This is a genomic window from Chitinimonas sp. BJYL2, from assembly GCF_027257935.1.
In the GTDB taxonomy this organism is placed as follows: Bacteria; Pseudomonadota; Gammaproteobacteria; order Burkholderiales; family Chitinimonadaceae; genus Chitinimonas.
Window position 1 is genome coordinate 82,664 of record NZ_JANZKW010000003.1, and the last position, 20,493, is coordinate 103,156.

Here is a 20,493-nt window from a genome sequence, read left to right on the forward strand (position 1 = left end):
AAAACGGCACCCTGATGGTGCCGTTTTTCATTGTGCGGAAGGCCCTGCTTAGCGCTTGCTGCTACGCCACATCAACACTGCGCCGATCACGATCATCGGCAGGCTCAGCCACTGGCCCATGCTCAAGCCCAGTTGCAGCAGGCCGAGGAAGTTGTCGGGCTCGCGGGCGAATTCGGCGATGAAGCGGCAGCTGCCGTAGCCGATCAGGAACAGGGCCGAGACTTGGCCCGTGCGGCGCGGTTTGCTCGAATACAGCCACAGCACCACGAACAGCAGCAGGCCTTCGAGGGCGAACTGATAGAGCTGCGAAGGATGGCGCGGGCTCTGGTCAACCAGCGGGAAAATCATCGCCCAGGGCGCATCCATGCCGGTGACGCGGCCCCACAGCTCGCCATTGATGAAGTTGCCCATGCGGCCAGCCGCCAGACCCAGCGGAACCAATGGCGCGACGAAGTCGCCCACTTCCAGAAAGCTGCGGCCGGTTTTACGGCCGAACAGCCACAGGGCGACCAGTACGCCGATCAGGCCGCCGTGGAAGGCCATGCCGCCTTCCCAGATCTTGAAGATATCGAGCGGATGGCTCAGATAGAACGCGGGCTTGTAGAACAGCACATAGCCGAGCCGCCCACCGAGAATCACGCCGAGCACGCCGTAGAACAGCAGATCGTCGAGCTGTGCCTTGGTCCAGCCCGATGCGGGGCGCTGCTTGATACGGCGGCTGCCGAGCACCAGGAACAGCACGAAAGCGACCAGGTACATCAGCCCGTACCAGCGGATGGACAGCGGGCCGAGGTGGATGGCAACCGGGTCGATCTGGGGGTGGATCAGCATGACAATTCCGCTAATAGCTAAGAGCCGGCGATTATAGCCGGGCCGGTCGTGATTGCTGATTTTTCAGGCTACAATCGTCGGCCTGACACGGCGAACGTCACGTGCCCATATCCGGGCCATTACCGCGCCGCCCGCTGCCCACCCCGCAGCCGCGCGCGACACCGTTTGCTACCCGCATCACCGGGCCGTCGATCCCGTTACGTACTCTGGATTCCGCAGCATGCCCGCATACCGCTCCCGCACCACGACCCACGGCCGCAACATGGCCGGCGCCCGCGCCCTGTGGCGCGCCACCGGCATGAAGGATGGTGATTTCGACAAGCCCATCATCGCCATTGCCAACTCGTTCACCCAGTTCGTACCCGGCCATGTGCACCTGCACAACCTGGGCCAGCTGGTCGCGCGTGAAGTCGAGCGTGCCGGCGGCGTAGCAAAAGAATTCAATACGATCGCCGTGGACGACGGCATCGCCATGGGCCACAGCGGCATGCTGTACTCGCTGCCCAGCCGCGAGCTGATTGCCGATTCGGTCGAATACATGGTCAATGCCCACTGCGCCGATGCGCTGGTATGCATTTCCAACTGCGACAAGATCACCCCCGGCATGCTGATGGCGGCGCTGCGTCTCAACATCCCCGTCGTGTTCGTGTCCGGCGGCCCGATGGAGGCCGGCAAGGTCAACTGGAACGGCACCACCCGCAAGCTCGATCTGGTCGATGCCATGGTTGAAGCAGCCAACGACAAGGTCAGCGATGAAGAAGTCGCCGCCGTCGAGCGCAGCGCGTGTCCGACCTGCGGTTCGTGCTCGGGCATGTTCACCGCCAACTCGATGAACTGCCTGACCGAAGCGCTGGGCCTGAGCCTGCCCGGCAACGGTTCAACCCTGGCCACGCACGCCGACCGCAAGGAGCTGTTCCTCAAGGCCGGCCGCCTGATCGTCGAGATCGCCAAGCGTTACTACGAAGGCGACGATGCCAGCGTGCTGCCGCGCTCCATTGCCACCTTTGAAGCATTTGAAAACGCCATGAGCCTGGATGTGGCCATGGGCGGTTCCACCAACACTGTGCTGCACCTGCTGGCCGCCGCCAGCGAGGCGGGCGTCAACTTCAAGATGGCCGATATCGACCGCGTATCGCGCCGCGTACCGTGCCTGAGCAAGGTTGCCCCGGCCACCCAGAAGTACCACATGGAAGACGTACACCGCGCTGGCGGCGTGATCGGCATCCTCGCCGAACTCGACCGCGCAGGGCTGATCCACCGCGACGTGCCCACCGTGCACAGCGTCAATATGGGCGCGGCCATCGAAGTCTGGGACGTGATGCGCCACGACAAGGATTCGGCTGCACACAAGCTGTTCAGCGCCGCACCGGGCGGCGTGGCCACCACCATCGCCTTCAGCCAGAGCATGCGCTGGCCCGAGCTGGATCTGGATCGGGCCGAAGGCTGTATCCGCTCCAAGGAAAACGCCTACTCGCAAGACGGCGGCCTGGCTGTGCTCTACGGCAATATCGCCGAGCGCGGCTGCATCGTGAAGACGGCCGGCGTGGACGAAAGCATCCTCAAGTTCACCGGCCGCGTACGCATCTTTGAGAGCCAGGACGATGCGGTAGCCGGCATCCTCGCCGACCAGATCGTCGCGGGCGATCTGGTGCTGATCCGCTATGAAGGCCCCAAGGGCGGCCCCGGCATGCAGGAAATGCTCTACCCCACGTCCTACCTCAAGTCCAAGGGCTTGGGCAAAGCCTGTGCGCTGCTGACCGATGGGCGTTTCTCTGGTGGTACCTCGGGCCTGAGCATCGGCCACGTCTCGCCCGAGGCGGCCGAGGGCGGTGCGATCGGTCTGGCCGAAGAAGGCGACACGATCGAGATCGACATCCCCAACCGCCGCATCCACCTCGCGATCAGCGACGAGGAACTTGCGCGCCGCCGCGCCGCGATGGATGCCAAGGGCGCCGCCGGCTGGAAGCCTGCCAACCGCCAGCGCGTGGTCAGCCCGGCATTGCGTGCCTATGCGGCGATGACGACCAGTGCCGATACAGGTGCTGTACGGGATGTGAGCCAGATCGAGCGTTGAAAGTTAGCTAATAAGGTGGAAAACCACCGAGTATGGATCGCTCTGAGGAGGGCATGCAGTAATGAACTGGAATGAAACGGCGAAAGCGTTCCTGGACGCATATCGCCATGGCCGTGATGTTCCTGGTGGGTTGCTGTTCGCGAAGGCACTGCAACAAGCCAAATTGGATTTCACACCGCATAGTCTGGATCGGATCGATGCTTTGCTTGATCAGATACATCAAAAGATTCGCCCTTCCAAAGAGGGGTTCATTGATGATGTGACCAAGCGTAACTTCGCACTGATGTTGGCGTTCTATCTGGGCGAGTATGTTGCCAAGGCGAGTGGGTCGCTCATCGAATGGCGTGATTATGATGAGACGGTCGCGGCTATGCCACCGGACGCGGGATTGCCACGTGAATTCTTCTCGTACATTACCTGCACTGTGGGAGGCCAGCTCATTTTGCCCTTGGGCTACATCATGGAGCGGCTGTTCAATGGTGATACCAAATTCGTTGCGCGTGAGTATGTTGAAGGTCGCCTGGATGTCATCCAAGCTGACCAAAGAAGGGATCTCAATGTTTGGTCCAAGGAAATGCTCGATGCCTTTGCTCGCGACGGTTATGTGAGTGGAGGGCTGGCATATCGCCTCCTTCTGCGGCAAGCAAAGCTTGACTACTCAATGGAAAGTTTGGACAGGATCGATGCGCTCCTGTTGAAAATCCGTGGCGAACAGTCTCCCGAGTACGTTGCATTTGTGAACAAAACCACCGAGCAGAACTTTCTGAGTTTTCTGGCGTTTTATCTTGCTGCTACTGTGGCCCGTTTGGGGTCATTCCCGCTGAAATGGTATTCGTTCGACCAAGCAGGCAAGGTGTTGAAGAATCTGCAGTTCTCTTTTGAAACCACCCAGATATGCGCGATTGGCAAGCAGTTCTATACCCCGCTGGGTACGCTCACTGAGATTCTTTTTTCCCCCGAGGCTGACATCAGCTGTCGTCGTCAAGCGGAGGCGATTCTCCGTGAGAATCCGGATCGACTGGTTTCAATTCCAACACCAGAGCGTAACCAAGGGCCGCGAGGCGCGTTGGACCTGCCGGCGAACTGGGCGATTGCTGTCGAGCAAACCGGCTTTTTGGCAGCGACAAGCATTTTTATGGTGCAGGGAGGCCAGCTGACGCCGACCTCATTGGAGCCCGGCGCTGACGGCAATGCCACTCTGATCAGTCATATGTTCGAGCACCCTGGTGAGGCGATCGAGCGATGTGCACAGCAAATGGCAAGCAATCCCAAGAGTTTGCCGCATCAGGCTTTTGTTTACGACGCATACAGCTATTTGCCAACCGGTAGAACAGACGCATTGATTCTTGAGATGGTGGCCTATAAGCCGAAGCCTTTCCGCATCTCGGTCGCGTTGCCATATCGCCAAGCCAGTGCCAATGAGGATTTCGCGCTTCAGGACCCGATTCTGCTGGACTGCTCGATGGCAAAGGACTTCCATCCTGAGATATTCGCGCAGTTCTATAAGGGCATTTACAGCTTCAAGAGTCAGGACTTTTCTTGGGACGAGTGCTTGATTCGCCCCGTGAATCCTGTGCATTGAGCTCAACGCCGTTTGGGCGGAGATGTCTGGTAATCAAGTTTGGTGGGTACTCAGTGCCGTGCTTGGTGCCCTGTGACGAGGTACTTTGACTAGTTCCTAGTTAGAAATTCAAATGACTTCCAAGTGCTCCGACATGCACACCGCCTTCCTCGCCGTCATCCGCACCATTCCGCCCGGGTGGGTGATGAGTTACGGCGCGGTCGCACGCGCCGCCGGCCTGCCCCGACATGCGCGCCATGTGGGTGTGGCGCTCAAGCAGCTGGATGATCCCGAAGGTAGCGTGCCCTGGTGGCGCGTGGTCAACGGCGAAGGGCGCATCAGCCCGCGCGGGCTGGATGGTTCGGATGATCTGCAACGGGTCTTGCTCGAAGGCGAGGGCGTGAAGTTCGGCCCTCAAGGCCGTATCGATATGCGCCGCTTTGGCTGGGGCGGCTGAAATTACGACGAACGGGACTCCCCTAGCTGCCCTGTCGGCGCTACATTGACAGCCAGTGCGATGAATCTGATCGCGCCAGTGAGAGGAGGCCGGATGCAGGAACATCACCTTCTGAACGACACCCCCGACTACAACGGTCCGGAGCGTCGGCTGCAACAGCGCCGCCATGAATTGGATTTGCAGCATGCAGGTTGGCGGGTCACGAATCTTGCGCTGTTGAGCGATGAACGACGTGCATCACGGGACCGTCGCCGTAGCGACTGTCTATCGAATTCGGGCTACACGCTTCATTAGCCCCTACGCAGCGTGCGTAAATGCTGCAGCCGGCTGCAATCGGCATTCAAAGGCGACCTGTTCGAGGTCGCCTTTGTACTTTCTGGTCCAGGCAACCCTGCGGGCGGGAGAATGAACGCTTTGCCGCAACTTGGGTCCAGAGGGCAATTGTGCTCAACTGGGCGCGCCATCAACTACGGACATCACCATGGAATTTGCCCCGATAGCCGGCTGGGTACTGGCCATCCTGCTGATGCTGGCAGGCCTGGTCGGCACCATCTTGCCGCTGATTCCCGCCGCACCCTTGCTGTTTGGCGGCTTTCTGCTGGGCGCCTGGCTTGATCAGTTCGAGCGTGTAGGCTGGATCTGGCTGGGTGTGTTGCTGATATTGACGGCGCTGATGGCCGTGGTGGACTTTGTTGCCGCGGCGCTGGGTGCCAAGCGGCAGGGCGCCAGCCGGCTCGCGATGGTGGGCGCCGCGCTGGGCACCGTGGTCGGCATGTTTTTGGGGCTGATCGGTCTGGTCATCGGGCCATTTGTCGGCGCCGTCGCTGGCGAATGGGCCGCCAGTGGTGATCGCGTACGCGCCGGCAAGGTGGGCCTGGCAACCTGGCTGGGTATGCTGCTGGGTACGGTGGCCAAGCTGGTACTGGCGCTGATGATGATCGCCTTGTTTGCCTTTGCCTGGGCGGTGTGAACCCTAGCGCTGTTCCTGTCGGTACAGGAGTATCACGGCCAGCAGCAGGAACAGCAGGGTCGGCAGCGACGCGGCCAGCAGCGGCGGCCAGTCGTACAGCAAACCCCAGGTGCCGACGAGCTTGTTCACGAAGTAGAACCCGAGCCCCAGCATGATGCCGACAAACAGCTTCATGCCCACGCCGCCCGAGCGGCGCGATGTCTGCGCAAACGGCAGCGCAATCACCAGCATGGCCAGACAGGCCAGCGGGTAGACCAGCTTGGTCCACAGGGCGATCTCGTAGCGGCTGGTTTTCTGCTGGTTGCGGCGCAGGTGGTCAATGTAATCGAGCAGGGTCAGCACCGACATCTGTTCCGGTTGCAGCATCAACACCGAGAGCGTGTCTGGCGTCAGCGAGGAGCGCCACAGGTACTCGGCGCGCTGCTCGATGCGGATGCCTTTGTCGTCAAAATGGGTGAAGGTCAGCTTGCTGAGCTTCCAGGCGCGCTCCTGGGCTTGCCACTCGCCGCGTTCTGCGTAGGCGAGCACGTTCATGCGTTGGGCGGTATCGAAACCGTAATACTGCACATGGCGCAGGGTCCGGTCGGGTAGTACCTCGCGCACGTTGACAAAGTTGCCGTCCTCGCGCTGCCAGAAGCCCGAGCGCGAGTCTTGGGTCAGCAACTGGCCCTTGGCCGATAGCAGGAGCTGGATGGCGGCGCGTTCGGCTTTGGGAGCCAGATATTCACCGGCCGCAAGTGTTGCCAGCGAAAAGAGCAGCCCGGCGAGCACCAGTATGCCCAGCAGGCGTCGCAGCGATAGCCCGGCTACCCGCATCACTGTGAGTTCGGAGAACTGATTGAGAAGCGATAGGCCGATCATGCCGCCGATCAGTACGGCAATCGGCATCAGCTCGTAAGCATGGCCCGGCGCCAGCAGCACCACATAGGCGAGCAGCTTGCCAAAGGTGTAGCCACCGTGGCCGAGGTCACGCAGCTCGTTGATCAGATCAAAGAACAGGAACAGGCCCAGCAGCGCCAGCAGCACCAGAAGGCTGTTGCGCACCACATCGGCGATCAGGTATCGGGTCAGGGTTTTCATGCGCGTGGCTTTGCCCGCCAGCGGAACAGGCCCCAAGTAATCAGGGCGATCACGATATGCACCGGCCACACGCCGATAGCTGCCGGCAGCTTGCCGTTGGCGATCCAGCTCTGGGCGATGTTGATCAGGTTCAGGTAGATGGAGAACAGCAGGATGGCAGTGATCAGGTTCACGCCACGGCCCATGCGCGGGTTCACATAAGCCAGCGGTATCGCCAGGATGGCTAGCAGCAGGGTCGCGATCGGGCTGGCGATACGCCGCGCCAGTTCTCCCTGCTCTTCCAGTTGCTGGCTGCCCAGCAAGGCCATGGTGGGCATGGCTTCGGCAGGCGTGGTGATTTCGCGTCGATCAGGCTCCTGGATACGGATGCGCGCTTCGGTAAATTCGACGACGCGATAATTGGCCTGGCCGGGGATGCCCTCATAGCGTCGGCCATTTTGCAACACCAGGATGCGCTCGCCGTCGGGCAGGCTGCTGAGGTAACCCTCGGCAGCAACGGTGACGCTTTGGGTGTTGTCCTGCTCGGCAGACTTCACAAAGATATTGCGTGCGGCGCCGCCCTTGCCGGCAAAGTTCTCAATGAAGGTAACGCGATCAGCCAGCGCGGATTCTTTGAACAGGCCCGGTGAGAGTGCGGAAACATCATCGCGGGTGGCCAGCACTTCACGGTATTCCCGGCTCTTGTGCTTGGCCCAGGGGCTCAGACCCAGGCTCAGCAGGGCAACCACCAGCGCCAGCGGAACTGCAAAGGTGAGAATCGGGCGGATCCAGGCGGTAAGCGGCTGTCCCGCCGATAGCCAGATGGCCATCTCGTGGTCACGCCAAGCGCGCGTGAGTGACCACAGGATGGTGATGAACACCGTCATCGTCAAAATCCATGGCACGACGCCCAGCAGGGTGAAGCCGAGCAGCGCCCCCACGGCGTCGGCGCTGACATTGCCGCTGGCCGCCATGGCCAGCAGACGGGCGCCGCGGGTAACGATCATGATGCCCAGCAGCACGATGAATACACCGGTGCCTACACCCGCCAGTTCGCGCAGCATGGCACGCTCGAACAAGGTGTCCTTGGGCATGCAGCGGCGCAGCAGGGAAGGGGGGGGTAAGGTGGCGAGCAAGGGATGTGCTTTGACTTTTGCCGGGCGAGTTCGGAAAATCCGGTGGATTCCCCCGAAATCACGGTGCGGCCATAAGCGGCGCCGTTTCCAGAAACCAGCGGGCGGGGCCGGAACACGCCGACCGTCGCGCCGCGATATTACAGGAGTCCACCGTGGAAATCATTGCCAAGGCTAGCAGTCCCGAAAAACACAAGGCTGCCGTACTGGCTGTCTCGGTCACCGGCGGCAAGCTCGGTAGCGCCGGTCAGGCGGTGGACAAGGCCGCAGGCGGCCATCTGGCTGCCATCCTCAAGGCAGGTGATCTTGAGGCCAAGGCGGGCAGCACTGTGATGTTGCACAAGGTGCCCGGCGTCGCTGCCGATCGCGTGCTGCTGGTCAGCACCGGCAGCAGCGACAAGGAATTCCGCGATGCGGTGCGCGCCACCGTCAAGGCTGCGGGTGCAGCCGCCGGTGGCGAGCTGGCCATTGCCTTTGATGGCCGCGATGCTGCTTGGGCCGCCGAGGAAATCGTGGTTGGCCTGTTCGACGCGACCTATGTGTTCGACGCCACCAAGTCCAAGAAGAACGACAAGCCCGCCATCAAGAAGGTCACCCTGCTGGTTGCCAAGGCGGATGAAGCCGCCGCCAATGCCGGTGTGGCCAATGGTGTGGCGCTGGGCTCGGCCCTCAACCTGGGCAAGGAACTGGGCAATCTGCCACCGAACTTCGCCACCCCCACGCATCTGGCCAACACCGCCAAGACCATCGCCAAGCAGTTCGGCATGAAGGTCGAAGTGCTGGAGCGCGCCGAGATCGAAAAGCTCGGCATGATGAGCTTTGTCTCCGTGGCCAAGGGCAGCACCGAGCCCATGAAGCTGATCGTGCTCAAGCACGAAGGCGGCAAGAAGGGTGACAAGCCGGTGGTGCTGGTGGGCAAGGGCATCACGTTTGACTCAGGCGGCATCAGCCTCAAGCCCGGCGCGAACATGGATGAGATGAAGTACGACATGATGGGCGCGGGTTCCGTCATTGCCACCATGCATGCCGTGGGCGCGATGAAGCTGCCGCTCAATGTCTACGCCGTGGTCGCTTCGTGCGAAAACATGCCGGCCGGCAACGCCAGCAAGCCTGGTGACGTGGTCACCACGATGAAGGGCCTCACGGTGGAAGTGCTCAATACCGACGCTGAAGGCCGTTTGATCCTGTGCGATGCCCTCACTTATGCCGAACGCTTCGACCCCGCCCTGGTGGTGGATGTGGCCACGCTGACCGGTGCCTGTGTGGTGGCGCTGGGTAACCACACCAGTGGGCTGTACGCCAACCAGGATTACCTGGCGACCGAGCTGGCCAGCGCGGGCGATCAGGCGGGTGACCGCGCCTGGCGCATGCCGATGGGCGAGGAATACCACGAGCAGCTCAAGTCCAACTTTGCGGACCTCGGCAATATCGGCGGCCCCGGTGGTGGTTCGATCACCGCCGCGTGTTTCCTGTCGCGCTTTGCCGACAAGTTCGACTGGGCGCACCTCGATATCGCCGGCACGGCCTGGCGCCAAGGTGCGGCCAAGGGCGCAACCGGCCGTCCTGTTCCGCTGCTGACGCGTTTCCTGCGTAACCGTGTGCAGGCCGGTGTGGCCAAGCCGGTAGCTGCCAAGGCGGCTGCGAGCAAGGCACCCGCCAAAGCTGCTGCCAAGCCCGCCGCAAAGCCAGCCGCAAAGCCAGCCGCAAAGCCAGCCGCAAAGCCAGCCGCGAAGCCTGTTGCCAAGCCGGTTAAACCTGCTGGCAAGGTTGCCGCCAAGCCGGTAGCCAAGGCCGTGGCCAAACCGGCTGCGAAGCCCGCAGCCAAGCCGGCGGCCAAACCGGCCGTGAAGAAGAAGTAAGATGGCCCAGGCGAGCTTCTACTACAACGTTGCAAGCCGCGAGCAGGCGCTTTGCCAGCTTGTCGGCAAAGCCGTGAAGCGGAAGCTCGCCACCGGTGTGCTGACCGGCAATGAGGCCGACAGCATGGCGGTGGATCGTTTGTTGTGGGAAATACCCAGCACCGGCTTTGTGCCGCATTGTCTGGCTGACCAACCGGTGGCAGCAGCCACGCCAGCCTGGATACACCACGAGCTGGATGCCCTGTTGCCGCGTGATGTGTTATTCAACTGGAGCGATCAAGCCGTACCGGCAGATCGCGGCATCGCGCGTATTGTCGAAATCGTCCCGCGCGACGATGATGGTCTGAGGCAGATTGCACGACAGCGTCTCGCCTACTACAAACAGGCTGGTTACGAGATCGAGTTCACCGACATGCTGCAGCTCGCAAAGGGGTAAGCCCATGGCCGACCAGCCATCTGATTGGAATCTGGACAGCGAGGAGCCGGCTGTACTTGGCAAGATGGATGCGCTGATTGCCCGCCATCGCGGTACCGGTCTCGACCCCAATGTGCCCGTGTTGACGGATCTGGCGCCGGCAACGCCAAGCCAAGGGGGTATCCCCGTGCTGACCAGCGTGGAGTCTGTGTTTGGCGATGACCTGATGTTCACGCCGGACGAGATCCGTGCCATCCCCGCAAATCCACCGGCCGCGAATGCACCGGCCCCTGCCGCGTCGGCTCCCCCGGTTGCACCTGCGGCCAGCGTCAAGCCCGCCACGGCGACCCCGGCCTCGCCACCCAGGCCCGCCGTGCCGGCAATGCCGGACATGATTGCGGTGCCGGATCTCAATGCCAAGCCCAAACCTGCCGTGGTGACCGCGCCACCGGCGCCCATGTTTGATTTCCCCGAGCTCAAGCTGCCAGAGAGCAAGCCGGCAGCGGCCAAGCCGGCCACGCCTATCGGCCCCGCTGCACCCGCGCCCGGCGATTTGCTGATGCCGGAGCTGTCGCTGAACTTCGACTTTCCGTCACCGGACGAGCCCAAGACCGCGGCCGCCAAGCCAGTACCTGCTCCGGCACCCGTACCCCCGCCGCCCGCAGCCTCGCCGACGCTTGCCCCATCCATTGCGCCCGCGCCGGTCGCCGCGCCGGCAGTGGCGCCGCGTGCTGCGCCTGTGACCGCCGCTGCCATGCCGGCGCCCGCCTCTGCCGTGCCAGTCACGGCGCCGGCGGCAACGCGACTGACGTCGGATGCTTTTCCCGAGCTCAGTCTGGAGCTACATGAGTCACCCGATGCCCAGGATGCGGTGCCGGATGTGGCGGCGATGGCCGGCTCGGTGGTGGATTCCTTGCGCCCCGAGCTGGAGCGCATGGTGCGTGCCGAGCTCACCAAGCAGCTCGCCGTGCTGCATGCCGAGGCCGTCAAGCGCACGCTGGGCGCCCTGCAGCCGCAGCTCGACAAGCTGGTGACCAGCCGGATTGATGACGCCCTCAAGGGGCGCTGAGCCGATCTGCAGCGTATCGACCGGCCCCTTGCGGGGCACTGCGTTGCCATCACCTGTGCGGCAGGGCGGTAGCTGGGCTAAAATCGTGCACTTTCAATCGATTACCGAGCCTGTCGCTGATGCGTACCTCCCAGTTTTTCCTCTCCACGCTCAAGGAAGCCCCCAACGAGGCCGAGCTGCCCAGTCACAAGCTGATGCTGCGCGCGGGTCTCATCAAGAAACTCGGTTCGGGCTTGTATACGTGGATGCCACTGGGCCTTCGTGTCCTGCGCAAGGTCGAGGCCGTGGTCCGCGACGAGATGAACAAGGCCGGTGCGCTGGAACTCCTGATGCCCGCCATCCAGCCTGCCGAGTTGTGGCAGGAATCAGGCCGCTGGGCCGTGTTCGGCCCGCAGATGCTGAAGATGAAGGACCGCCACGACCGCGACTTCTGCTTCGGCCCCACGCACGAAGAAGTGATCACCGACATCGCCCGTAGCGAGATCAAGAGCTACAAGCAGCTGCCGCTGAACTTCTACCAGGTGCAGACCAAGTTCCGCGACGAAATCCGCCCGCGCTTCGGCGTGATGCGCGCGCGCGAGTTCATGATGAAGGATGCGTACTCTTTCCACACCTCGCTGGAAAGTCTGCAAGACACTTATGGCGTGATGTACAAGGCGTACTCCAACGTATTCACGCGCCTGGGCCTGACCTTCCGCGCCGTGGCGGCCGATACCGGCGCCATTGGCGGAGATGGTTCGCATGAGTTCCATGTGCTCGCCGATTCGGGTGAGGATGCCCTGGCCTATTGCCCAACGTCCGACTTTGCCGCCAACGTCGAATTGGCCGAAGCCCTGGCGCCGACCACGCCGCGCGCAGCGCCCAGCGAGGCGATGCGTGATGTCGATACCCCCAAGCAAACCACCTGCGAGCAAGTGGCCGAGCTGCTGGGCATTGCGCTGAATCGCACCGTGAAGCTGATCGCGCTGCACGCCGAAGGCAAGCTGCACATCGTGCTGCTGCGCGGCGATCACAGTCTCAACGAAGTAAAGGTCGGCAAGATTGCCGGCATGACGGACTTCCGCTTTGCGGCGGAAGATGAAATCCGCGCCTTCTTCAACTGCCCGCCCGGCTTCCTCGGCCCGGTCGGTATCGACCGCCGTGCCGTGCGCGTGATCGCCGACCGCAGCGTGGCGGTGATGAGCGACTTCGTCTGTGGCGCCAACAAGCCCAAGTTCCACACGGCTGGCGTGAACTGGGGCCGTGATCTGCCCGAGCCCGATCTGGTGGCCGATGTGCGCAATGTGGTGGCTGGCGACCCGAGCCCGGATGGCAAGGGCGTGCTCGATATCTGCCGCGGTATCGAAGTCGGCCACATCTTCCAGCTGCGCACCAAGTATTCCGAAGCGCTGAGTTGCCAGTATCTGGATGCCGACGGCCAGCTCAAGCCGATGGAAATGGGCTGCTATGGTATTGGTGTGAGCCGCATCGTCGGTGCCGCCATCGAACAGAACTTCGACGACAAAGGCATTACCTGGCCGGCCGGTATCGCGCCGTTCGCCGTGGCCATCGTGCCCGTGGGCTATCAGCGTTCCGAAGCCGTGAAGGCGGCAGCCGATACGCTTTACGCTCAACTTGTGGCAGCCGGTGTCGATGTCGTGATGGATGACCGCAACGAGCGCCCTGGCGTGATGTTTGCCGATATGGAACTCATCGGCATCCCGCACCGGATCACCATTGGCGAGAAGTCACTGGCCGAGGGCAAGGTCGAGTACGTCAGCCGCAGCAATGGCAATACGGAACTCATTGATCAAGCGGCGGTCGCAGGCTTCCTGAGCGGCAAGCTGAACAACTGAACAAGCCACTGATCGTGAAACTGCGTAATTTCTTTCTGCTGACCACACTCTTCTGTGCACTCCCGGCTTGGGCCGGCGCACAGAAGGAAGTGGCGCTCGCGCACTCTGTGGCCACGGCGATGCAGCGTTCGATCAATGACAGCAGCGCACCCAGGCTGGTGTTTGCCAATCAGACCGAGGCATCGGTATGGCTGACCGAGATGTCGTCACGTCTGCGCAAGCGGATTCCCGATGATTTCATGCGGGAGAAGTTGCTGACCGCCATTCACTATGAAGCCACGCGCGCCGGCCTGGATCCGCAACTGGTGCTGGGGCTGATTGAAGTCGAAAGCGGATTCCGCAAGTATGCCATCTCGTCGGCCAGTGCCCGCGGACTGATGCAGGTCATGCCGTTCTGGGTCCGCCAGATCGGCACTAACGAACACAATCTGTTCGATATGTACACGAACCTGCGCTATGGCTGCACGATCCTGCGCCATTATCTGGATATCGAAAAAGGCGATCTTTATCGCGCGCTGGGCCGCTACAACGGCAGCCTCGGCAAGCCCGAATACCCGAACATGGTGCTGGCGGCCTGGCGCAATAAATGGGATTGGCAGGGCCCCAGCAGCGCCGGTGTACGCACGGTAGCTTATCCGGCGCGTTGAGCTGGCTGGTCTGCCGCCTGCGGATCGCTTGCCGTCCTGCATGAAACGACAACGCCCCGATTGATCGGGGCGTTGTCGTTGGTAGCGTTCGCTTACTTCTTCAGGATCAGCGCCAGCATGCGGTCCGCCAACGCGGCCGGGCTGTCGCCGCCATCGCGCTTGTACCACTGGATGGTCCAGTGCAGGCCACCTAGCAGCAGCTTGCGCAAGAGGCGCGTATCGCTGTGGACCAAGCCCGCTGCCGCGGCTTCGTCGAGCACGTTCTGCCAGTCGCGCTCGTAAGCGTCGCGCAGCTTGATCAGCTCGGCACGCGCCTTGTCTGACAGGCTGGGCCATTCGTACAGCAGCACCGAGAGTGCGCCCTTGTCGTCGCCCAGCAGGGTGTCGAGGTGTACCCGGCACAGCGTCTGCAAGCGTTCCAGCGGTGTCTTGGCCTTGGCCAGCGCCTCTTCGGCGCGGTCGGTCAGGTCACCAACCCCGGCGGCCATCACGGCGACCAGCATCTCTTCCTTGGTGCGGAAATGGTAGAACAGGCTGCCCGATTGCATGCCCACGGCCTGCGCCAGATCGCGCACGGTGGTGCGCTCGTAACCTTGTTCCTTGAACAGGCGGCTGGCTGCCGCAATCAGTTCAGCCCGGCGTGTCTTCTCTTCTTGGGTGGTCATGGTCTTGTCTAGTTATCGTGAGTGCCGTCGGTGACGGTTAGGCGCATTGTATAAGATTCGTCCGGTCAAGCGCATGCTTGTCATCGGATGCGGCGGGAAATGGGCATCCGGATTGGCATATACCCCCAAATCCCCGGAATGCGGCGTAATCCAGACTAGGATGTAGGCAATCACCCAGCTTGCCGGAGTTGTCCATGCGCGTGTTTGTCCTGTTGCTGTCGGCCATGCTTGCCGATGCCGCCACCATTGAGCGTTTCTCACCTCAGGGTGCGGTGAGCACGGTCCGTCAGGTCAAGGTGCTGTTTTCCGAACCCATGGTGAATTTCGGTGATCCGCGGCTCGTCGATCCCTTCGATGCTGACTGTGGCAATCAGGCGGGTCAGGGGCGCTGGGTCGATGAGCGTAACTGGGTATACGACTTCGTCTCGGATTTGCCGGCCGCCAGCCAATGCCGTTTTGTGTTGCGTCCCGGTACGGTCAGCCGTAGCGGCAAGGCGGTGGCCTCCGCCAGCTACGCATTCAGTACTGGCGGGCCGGAGCCGCAGGCCGATATCCGTCCGGAAACGGGTGAGTGGATCGGTGAGCAACAGGTGTTCATAGTGCCCTTTGCCGCGCCGCCCACGCCGGAGAGTCTGCTGGCCCATGCCCGCTGTGAGGTGGATGGCCTGAGCGAGCGCCTGCCGGTGGTACGGCTACCGGATGCGGAACGGGACAGCCTGTTGCGCGGCTTGTATGGCAGCCAGCGTAGCCAGTGGCCCATGCACGCTGAGGCATTGCGTTGCCAACGCACCTTGCCCAGTGATGTGGGCATGCGTCTGGTTTTTGATGCGGGCCTCGCTGCGGCCAACGGCCTGCGTCTGGCCGAGCCCATGCAATTTGATTATCGCGTCCGGCCGGGTTTCAGTGCCTGGATCGGCTGCGAACGACAGCGTGACAAAGGCGCCTGCGTACCCATCAGCCCGATTGAACTGCGCTTCTCGACGCCACTCCCTGCTGCCCAACTACGGGGCGTGGTGCTGACCAGTACGGACGGGAAGCAGCGCTGGCCCGGCGAGCTGATGCGTGACGAAGACCGCACGGTCAGCCTGGATGAGCAAGGCAAGCCCATGGAACTGGTCAGTGGTCTGCGCTTCAAGCCCCCGTTTGCGGAGAAAGCCGCATTGCTGCTGGCCTTGCCCCAGGGATTGCGGGATGAATGGGGCAGGGCGCTCAGCAATGCCAAGGCATTTCCCCAGACGGTACGGACCGACAGCTACCCTGCGCTAGCCAAGTTTTCTGCGGATTTCGGTATCGTGGAACGCAGCCTGCCGGCCTTGCCCGTGACCTTGCGCAATGTGGGCGAGGCTGCGCGGATAGGCGATCCGCCCCCCGTGCTGCTCAGCGAGCGCCTGGTTGGATTGGCCAGTCCCAATGGCCAGCCCACACCCAAGCCTTTGGGCTTGCCTTACCGCCAGCTCACCCTGACCCGCGAGGCAGATATCCTGGACTGGTATCAGCGCCTCCGGCGCGGTCCCCGGGCCGGGCCGAACGAGGACTACCGCGCAGCCGCCTTGCTGCGCGATGTGGCCGGCACACGCAGTTTGCGTTTGCCCGTACCCGCAGATGACAAGGCAGCCGAGGTGATCGGCATTCCACTGCCCGAGGCGGGGCTCACCCTGGTCGAGATAGACAGCACGCGGCTGGGGCAGCGCCTGCTTCAGCCTGCGGCACCCATGCAGATTGTTGCGGGTGCGCTGGTGACGAATCTGGCTGTGCACTTCCGCCGTGGCTTTGATGATGCGCTGGTGTGGGTGACGACGCTCGACAAAGGTTGGCTCGTCAATGGGGCTGTCGTGGGTATCTACGATTGCCGCGGCAAGCTGCTGGCGAGCGGCAAGACCGACAAGCAGGGCGGCTGGCACTACCGGCAAGCGCTCCCACCCGAGCGTTACGACTGTCCCTTGTTCGTGTTTGCGCGGCAAGGCGCGGATGTGAGCTTTGTGGCATCGGACTGGCGGGAGGGGATCGAATCCTGGCGGTTCGGCATCAACACCGAGTATGACCGCCAGCGCCGGCAGGGATACCACGCCGTTTTTGACCGCGGGCTCTATCGGGCGGGTGAAACCGTATCGATGAAGCTGCTGGCCAGAGAGCGCACCGCCTCAGGTTTCGGCCCCCTCGCAGCATCTCAGCTACCGGCGCAGGTGAGGCTGCGACATCAGGGCTCGGACGACAGCATCGTCTTGCCTGTGCGCTGGCATGCCGGCTCAGCCGAGCTCAGCTGGCAGATTCCATCGACAGCCAAACTTGGAGGCTATGCGGTGGAGCTGGAGCGTCAGCGCGGCAAGCAGGTCGACCATCTGGGATATGCGGGTTTGTTCCAGGTGGCCGAGTTCCGCGTGCCCTTGATGCGTGGCACGCTCAAATTGCCGCTTAACCCTATAGCCAGCCAGCAATTGCCAGTCAGCGTGCAGGTGCAGTATCTGGCAGGTGGGCCGGCGGCGGGGGAAGGCGTCACCCTGCGTGGCATGGTCAGCCGGCTCGGTGAGCGTCGCCTGGAGGGCTTTGAACAGTTCAGTTTCTCGCGTGGCAATGTGAGCCCGGCTGTCTTGCAAGGCGAAGAGCGTGAGGAAGAAACGCAGGCTGATGCAGCACTCAGCCCGCAGACCGTGCGGCTCGACAAGGCCGGCGCGGCCACGCTCAATCTGGGTGGCTGGGCTCGTAGTGATAGCGCGCTGACACTGATGGCCGAACTGGAATACCGGGACCCCAATGGCGAGGTCCAGACCAGCGCGACAAGCACCGTGATCTGGCCGGCGGCCGTGCAGGCCGGTTTGCATATCGGACAGCGTATCGATGGCCGCCAGCATATCAGCGCCGCCGTGGCTGATCTGGCGGGCAAGCCGCGTGCAGGTCACGCTGTGCGCGTGGACGCCTGGTCGCAAATCCATGACAGCCATCGCAAGCGCTTGGTGGGCGGCTTTTACAGTTACAGCTACCAGACACGGTATGTGCCGCTGGGCGAGGTCTGCAAAGGCAAGACCGATGCACGCGGTCGCTTTGGCTGTGCCCTGCCTGCGACCTTGAAGGGTTCGCTGATCCTGCGTGCCAGTGTGCAGGATGAGGCCGGCCGTACGGCATACACGCATCAGAACACCTGGCTCGGCGAGGATGAGGGCGGCTGGCGCCTCAGCGACACCGACCGTATCGACCTGATTGCCGACAAGGCGGCCTACCAGCCCGGTGAGACCGCCAGCCTGCGTATCGAGATGCCTTTCCGCGAGGCAACCGCGCTGATTGCCCTTGAGCGCGAAGGGGTGCTCAGTTGGCGTACACAACGCGTCACGGTGGCCAATCCGACCATCCGCATCCCGATTCAGGCGAACCATGGACCGAATGTCTACGTGTCCGTCCTGCTGGTTCGGGGGCGCGTGACAGAGCCGGCGCCGACGGCCTTGGTGGACCTGGGCAAGCCGGCGTACCGGCTGGGCATTGCGCGCCTCAAGGTGGGTGTCAGCGCCTATGCGCTGGAGGTGAAAGTCAGCAGCGACAAAACGCTGTACCAGGTTCGCGATAAAGCGCGCGTCAGTATCTCGGTCAAAACAGCCGATGGTCGTCCCTTGCCTGCCGGCGCCGAGGTTGCGCTGGCCGCGGTGGACGAGGGCCTGCTGGCGCTGCGGCCGAACGATTCCTGGCTGGTGCTGGATGCCATGCTGGGCGAGCGCCCCTATGGACTCCATACGGCCACAGCCCAGGGCATGGTGATTGGCAAGCGCCACTTTGGCCGCAAGGCCGTGCCGGTGGGTGGCGGGGGTGGCAAGACGGGCACGCGCGAGCTGTTCGATACTCTCCTGCTTTGGCGTGCCCGTGTGGCGCTGGATGCTCGCGGTCAGGCCAGTGTGGAAGTGCCGCTCAATGATGCCTTGACGAGCTTCCGTATCGTCGCCGTGGCCACCGCAGGGCCGGATCGCTTCGGCACCGGCCAGGCCAGCATTCGCGCCAGCAAGGATGTGATGCTGTTCAGTGGTTTGCCGCGCACTGTGCGGCAAGGTGACCTGTTCGATGCCGGCTTTACCGTGCGCAACACCACGGGCCAGACACTCAAGCTCAGTGTGAGCGCCAACGTCGCCGGCTTGCCACCGCTGCCACCGCAGGTGATCGAGCTGGCCGGCGGTGCTGCCCAGGAAATCAGCTGGCCGTTCAGCGTGCCCGTAGCCGCGAGCAAACTTGACTGGATGGTGACCGTCAGCGGTAGCGATGGCCGTCGTTACGACCAGCTCGCCCAGAACCAGAGCGTGATCGAGGCGATACCGGTGCGCGTGCTGCAAGCCACGCTCGCGCAACTGTCGCCGGACTACACGCTGCCGATTGCACCACCGGCCGATGCCTTGCCGGGCCGAGGCGGGCTGAGCATCAGTCTCTCACCCAGTCTTGCTGCGGCGCTCGATGGCGTGGAGGACTACTTCCGAAGCTACCCCTATAGCTGCCTGGAACAGCAGACCTCGCGCATGATCGGCCTCAACGACCGCGCGGGCTGGGATACTGTGGTCAGTCGGCTGGACAACTATCTGGATGCCGATGGCTTTGCCATGTACTTCCCCGGCATGCGCCAGGGCAGCCCCATTCTCACCGCGCATTTGCTCAGTCTCTCGGCTGTCAGCGGCTGGCCGCTGCCCGATACGGGCCGCGAGCGCATGAAGGCGGCGCTGACCGGCCATGTGGCTGGGCGCTTGCAAGCGCGCCCGTCAACGGGGGATTCAACCAGCAAAGCGATCTACCTGCTCGACGCCATTGCTGCGTTGGCCCGCCACGATGCTGCCCGGCCAGCCATGCTCGATGGCATGGTACTGGAGCCGAATCGCTGGCCGACCAGTACGGTACTCGACTGGATTGCCATCCTCGACAAGCTGCCCGACGCCCCGCAGCGGGCAACCCGTCTGGCTGCAGCAAGGCAAATCCTGCTGGCGCGACAGGATCTCGGCGGCACCACGTTGAACCTGTCCGGCCCAAGCTGGGATGAGCGCTGGTGGTTGATGGACTCGACTGATGCCGATGCGGCCAAGCTCCTGATCGACGCCACGGCGCAAAAATCGGCCAATGCCGCCGAGTTGGGCCGGTTGGCACGGGGCCTGGTGGCGCGTCAGCAACGCGGCCATTGGGATACCACGGTGGCCAATGTCTGGGGCACGCTGGCGCTGCGCCAGTTCGCCAGCCAGGTCGAATCCGGTGCGCCTGCCGGAAAAACGGTGGCGGCTTTCGCCAAGGAAACCGCGCCCAGGGAACAGGTGTTCGATTGGGCCGGTGCCGCCAAAGGTGGCCAGATCAATCTGGGCTGGCCGGCCAAAGCAGCCGAGCTGACGCTCAGCCATCGAGGCAGCGGCAAGCCCTGGGTGACGGTACAGTCGCGTGCGGCGATACCACTGACCGCGCCTTTGATGGCGGGTTACCGAGTGGACAAGCAATGGTCGCGCATCGAAGGCAGCAGCAAGGGCTATGCGCGTGGCGAGGTGTGGCGTGTGCGGCTGACGATTGATGCACAAGCCGACATGAGCTGGGTAGCGGTGAATGACCCGGTGCCGGTTGGCGGTCAGTTGCTGGGGCGTGGTTTTGCCACGGATTCGGCCTTGCTGGCAGGCGGTGAGCGCCGCGAAGGCTATTGGCCGGCCTTCGAGGAACGCTGTGAAACCGCGTATCGCGCTTACTATGAATGGCTCCCCAAGGGGCGCCATGTGCTCGAATACACGCTAAGGTTGAATAACCGGGGCCGTTTTGCCTTGCCGGCCACCCGCGTCGAGGCGCTCTACGCACCCGAGCGTTTTGGCGAGGTGCCGAACGCCCAGATTAAAGTGGAGTAAGGTTTGTGCCGATAGTGCCGGGTAGGAATGGATGTAAGTATTGCCAAAGGTTCTGGCATACAATCCGTATAGCACTTGAAGAAA

Annotated in this window: 14 protein-coding genes; 10 read left to right on the forward strand and 4 right to left on the reverse strand. The window is 62.8% G+C overall.

Annotated features, from left to right (window positions below; translation table 11 throughout):
* Positions 1-48: 48 nt before the first annotated feature.
* Positions 49-831, reverse strand: a complete 783-nt coding sequence (gene lgt / locus O9X62_RS10195; RefSeq protein WP_269532742.1) for a prolipoprotein diacylglyceryl transferase — start codon at positions 829-831, stop codon at positions 49-51.
* A gap of 220 nt (positions 832-1,051) precedes the next feature.
* On the opposite strand from lgt, the gene ilvD reads away from it, so the two are divergent.
* The 4 genes from ilvD to O9X62_RS10215 all read left to right on the forward strand — a co-directional run bounded on the left by ilvD (position 1,052) and on the right by O9X62_RS10215 (position 5,893).
* Positions 1,052-2,905, forward strand: coding sequence for a dihydroxy-acid dehydratase (gene ilvD, locus O9X62_RS10200; RefSeq protein ID WP_269532743.1), 1,854 nt, complete (start codon positions 1,052-1,054; stop codon positions 2,903-2,905).
* Between the two features lie 61 nt (positions 2,906-2,966).
* Positions 2,967-4,487, forward strand: a complete 1,521-nt coding sequence (locus tag O9X62_RS10205; RefSeq protein ID WP_269532744.1) for a hypothetical protein — start codon at positions 2,967-2,969, stop codon at positions 4,485-4,487.
* Positions 4,488-4,599: 112 nt separating this feature from the next.
* The gene (locus O9X62_RS10210) at positions 4,600-4,923 is read left to right on the forward strand and encodes an MGMT family protein (protein WP_269532745.1); all 324 of its coding nucleotides are present in this window, start codon (positions 4,600-4,602) and stop codon (positions 4,921-4,923) included.
* A gap of 481 nt (positions 4,924-5,404) precedes the next feature.
* Positions 5,405-5,893 (forward strand): DUF456 domain-containing protein, encoded by a 489-nt coding sequence (locus O9X62_RS10215; protein WP_269532747.1) that lies wholly within the window; start codon positions 5,405-5,407, stop codon positions 5,891-5,893.
* A 3-nt stretch (positions 5,894-5,896) separates the two neighbouring features.
* Here O9X62_RS10215 and lptG read toward each other — a convergent pair whose 3' ends face one another.
* Together lptG and lptF are read right to left on the reverse strand one after the other, a co-directional pair.
* Complete coding sequence (gene lptG, locus O9X62_RS10220; protein WP_269532748.1) at positions 5,897-6,973, reverse strand: LPS export ABC transporter permease LptG; 1,077 nt, start codon at positions 6,971-6,973, stop codon at positions 5,897-5,899.
* On the reverse strand, positions 6,970-8,046 hold the full coding sequence (lptF, locus tag O9X62_RS10225) for an LPS export ABC transporter permease LptF (RefSeq protein WP_269532749.1): 1,077 nt from the start codon (positions 8,044-8,046) through the stop codon (positions 6,970-6,972). Before lptF ends, lptG begins: the two co-directional genes overlap by 4 nt.
* A 194-nt stretch (positions 8,047-8,240) precedes the next feature.
* Between lptF and O9X62_RS10230 the strand changes: the two genes are divergently transcribed.
* From O9X62_RS10230 to O9X62_RS10250, 5 genes are all read left to right on the forward strand, one after another.
* Complete coding sequence (locus O9X62_RS10230; RefSeq protein WP_269532750.1) at positions 8,241-9,944, forward strand: leucyl aminopeptidase; 1,704 nt, start codon at positions 8,241-8,243, stop codon at positions 9,942-9,944.
* A gap of 1 nt (position 9,945) precedes the next feature.
* Positions 9,946-10,380 (forward strand): DNA polymerase III subunit chi, encoded by a 435-nt coding sequence (locus O9X62_RS10235; RefSeq protein WP_269532751.1) that lies wholly within the window; start codon positions 9,946-9,948, stop codon positions 10,378-10,380.
* Between the two features lie 4 nt (positions 10,381-10,384).
* Positions 10,385-11,428 (forward strand): hypothetical protein, encoded by a 1,044-nt coding sequence (locus tag O9X62_RS10240; RefSeq protein WP_269532752.1) that lies wholly within the window; start codon positions 10,385-10,387, stop codon positions 11,426-11,428.
* Positions 11,429-11,547: 119 nt separating this feature from the next.
* Complete coding sequence (locus O9X62_RS10245) at positions 11,548-13,263, forward strand: proline--tRNA ligase (RefSeq protein ID WP_269532753.1); 1,716 nt, start codon at positions 11,548-11,550, stop codon at positions 13,261-13,263.
* 20 nt (positions 13,264-13,283) lie between these two features.
* Entirely contained in the window at positions 13,284-13,910 is a 627-nt protein-coding gene (locus O9X62_RS10250; protein WP_374708396.1) for a lytic transglycosylase domain-containing protein, read from the forward strand.
* A 92-nt stretch (positions 13,911-14,002) separates the two neighbouring features.
* Here O9X62_RS10250 and O9X62_RS10255 read toward each other — a convergent pair whose 3' ends face one another.
* Complete coding sequence (locus O9X62_RS10255) at positions 14,003-14,575, reverse strand: TetR/AcrR family transcriptional regulator (RefSeq protein WP_269532755.1); 573 nt, start codon at positions 14,573-14,575, stop codon at positions 14,003-14,005.
* Positions 14,576-14,769: 194 nt separating this feature from the next.
* Here O9X62_RS10255 and O9X62_RS10260 point away from each other — a divergent pair, with 194 nt between their 5' ends.
* Complete coding sequence (locus tag O9X62_RS10260; RefSeq protein WP_269532756.1) at positions 14,770-20,409, forward strand: alpha-2-macroglobulin; 5,640 nt, start codon at positions 14,770-14,772, stop codon at positions 20,407-20,409.
* Positions 20,410-20,493 lie beyond the last annotated feature (84 nt).

Coding starts and splice junctions, on each gene's coding strand:
- O9X62_RS10235 (WP_269532751.1), top strand. CDS start 9,946: ATGGCCCAGGCGAGCTTCTACTACAACGTTGCAAGCCGCGAGCAGGCG.
- O9X62_RS10260 (WP_269532756.1), top strand. CDS start 14,770: ATGCGCGTGTTTGTCCTGTTGCTGTCGGCCATGCTTGCCGATGCCGCC.
- O9X62_RS10255 (WP_269532755.1), bottom strand. CDS start 14,575: ATGACCACCCAAGAAGAGAAGACACGCCGGGCTGAACTGATTGCGGCA.
- O9X62_RS10205 (WP_269532744.1), top strand. CDS start 2,967: ATGAACTGGAATGAAACGGCGAAAGCGTTCCTGGACGCATATCGCCAT.
- lgt (WP_269532742.1), bottom strand. CDS start 831: ATGCTGATCCACCCCCAGATCGACCCGGTTGCCATCCACCTCGGCCCG.
- lptF (WP_269532749.1), bottom strand. CDS start 8,046: ATGCCCAAGGACACCTTGTTCGAGCGTGCCATGCTGCGCGAACTGGCG.
- ilvD (WP_269532743.1), top strand. CDS start 1,052: ATGCCCGCATACCGCTCCCGCACCACGACCCACGGCCGCAACATGGCC.
- O9X62_RS10210 (WP_269532745.1), top strand. CDS start 4,600: ATGACTTCCAAGTGCTCCGACATGCACACCGCCTTCCTCGCCGTCATC.
- O9X62_RS10215 (WP_269532747.1), top strand. CDS start 5,405: ATGGAATTTGCCCCGATAGCCGGCTGGGTACTGGCCATCCTGCTGATG.
- O9X62_RS10245 (WP_269532753.1), top strand. CDS start 11,548: ATGCGTACCTCCCAGTTTTTCCTCTCCACGCTCAAGGAAGCCCCCAAC.
- O9X62_RS10240 (WP_269532752.1), top strand. CDS start 10,385: ATGGCCGACCAGCCATCTGATTGGAATCTGGACAGCGAGGAGCCGGCT.
- lptG (WP_269532748.1), bottom strand. CDS start 6,973: ATGAAAACCCTGACCCGATACCTGATCGCCGATGTGGTGCGCAACAGC.